Below are 1,229 nucleotides of genomic sequence, written 5' to 3'. Positions count from 1 at the left end.
TCCTTGCTCTAAAAGTTGTAGAAATAATTGTTGCGAAATATAACCACGATCTCCGAATACTTTACCAAAAAGATTTTTGATTATCAGTTCCAGCTGTTTTCTATCATCCTTATTGCCAGGGCTAAAAGATGCTTTAACTATACCACCGGCTCTATTAATTATTAGATGTAGTTTAAGTCCATAGAACCAACCTTTTGTTGTCTTACTGCTTGCTGCTATGCCGGCGAACACTTTATTCATTGAAATACGGTATCTCTTACATACCTCTATACTACTTGAATCTACAAAAGAGAGTCCGTCACACTGATCCAAAATAGAATTGAATATTAGTACTAATAGTGGTAAATGTGGACCTATTATTTTTATAAATTGACTATAGCTTACTAATTGAAAATCTCTTTGATGATGAATTCATATTTGCTTCAGATAATAATTCTTAAAACAATCATAAGATGACTGCCAGTAGCCTATTATAATTGTTATTACCTCACTTCTGTTCAGTCGACTTTTAGGACCAGATTTGTTGTTATGGTTAGTAATTGAATTTGTATGCTTGTCTAATTCTTGAAAAAAATCATCGACGTAACAAAATATTTCTGTAAAATCCATTATCATAGGTTATTGCTCTTAAAGTTTTTTCAATAACCTATAAACTTTTTTCTAATACTATAAATACCATATTTTAATTAGCAATTTGTATTTTGTACTCACTTTATAACAAAAAACAGTATTATTAAGATCCCCGTAACCCAGTTACTATCAGCTATTCAGCGACTTTTTGAATACGAAACTCGTGTTAATAATACATATCAATGGCTTAAAGAAGTTGGTGTAAGATTTAATGCGGTTAGAGCTGCAAATTTAGATGAAGAAACATTAACCTCAGAAAATTTTAACTTTAATAAAAAGTCAGCTGAGTTAGAGCCTGTAGTAATAGAACTTGAACAAATATTAGAAACATTAGGTATTACTAAAGATAATTTTGATGCTAATGATTTATAAGTAATCTTGTTCACTTCTTATACCATAACTTCCCTTGCTTCATAATATAAGTTATGATAGGCTAGTTTATCTTATTGTAACTCAAGTTTATTTTAGCGTTGCCGGTATGGTTTGGAATTGTGTCAAATTTTCCTATGTCATTCCCGCGTAGGCAGGAATCCAGTCTTAAAAAATACAAATATTATAAACGTAGATATTTTATGTTTTTCTGGATTCCCGCCTACGCG

At 30.8% G+C, this 1,229-nt stretch carries 2 protein-coding genes; both read right to left on the bottom strand.

Annotated elements, in window-relative coordinates; translation table 11 throughout:
• Positions 1-312 (bottom strand): transposase (locus tag REIS_RS11805; RefSeq protein ID WP_160142957.1); only part of this gene is annotated, 312 nt, incomplete at its 3' end.
• A 497-nt stretch (positions 313-809) separates the two neighbouring features.
• On the bottom strand, positions 810-1,016 hold the full coding sequence (locus REIS_RS00675; RefSeq protein ID WP_008579330.1) for a hypothetical protein: 207 nt from the start codon (positions 1,014-1,016) through the stop codon (positions 810-812).
• Positions 1,017-1,229: the final 213 nt, after the last annotated feature.

This window comes from Rickettsia endosymbiont of Ixodes scapularis, from assembly GCF_000160735.1.
Lineage (GTDB): Bacteria > Pseudomonadota > Alphaproteobacteria > Rickettsiales > Rickettsiaceae > Rickettsia > Rickettsia tamurae.
The sequence above is the reverse complement of the archived record's forward strand: the minus strand, read 5'-3'. Positions and strand labels throughout refer to the sequence as shown.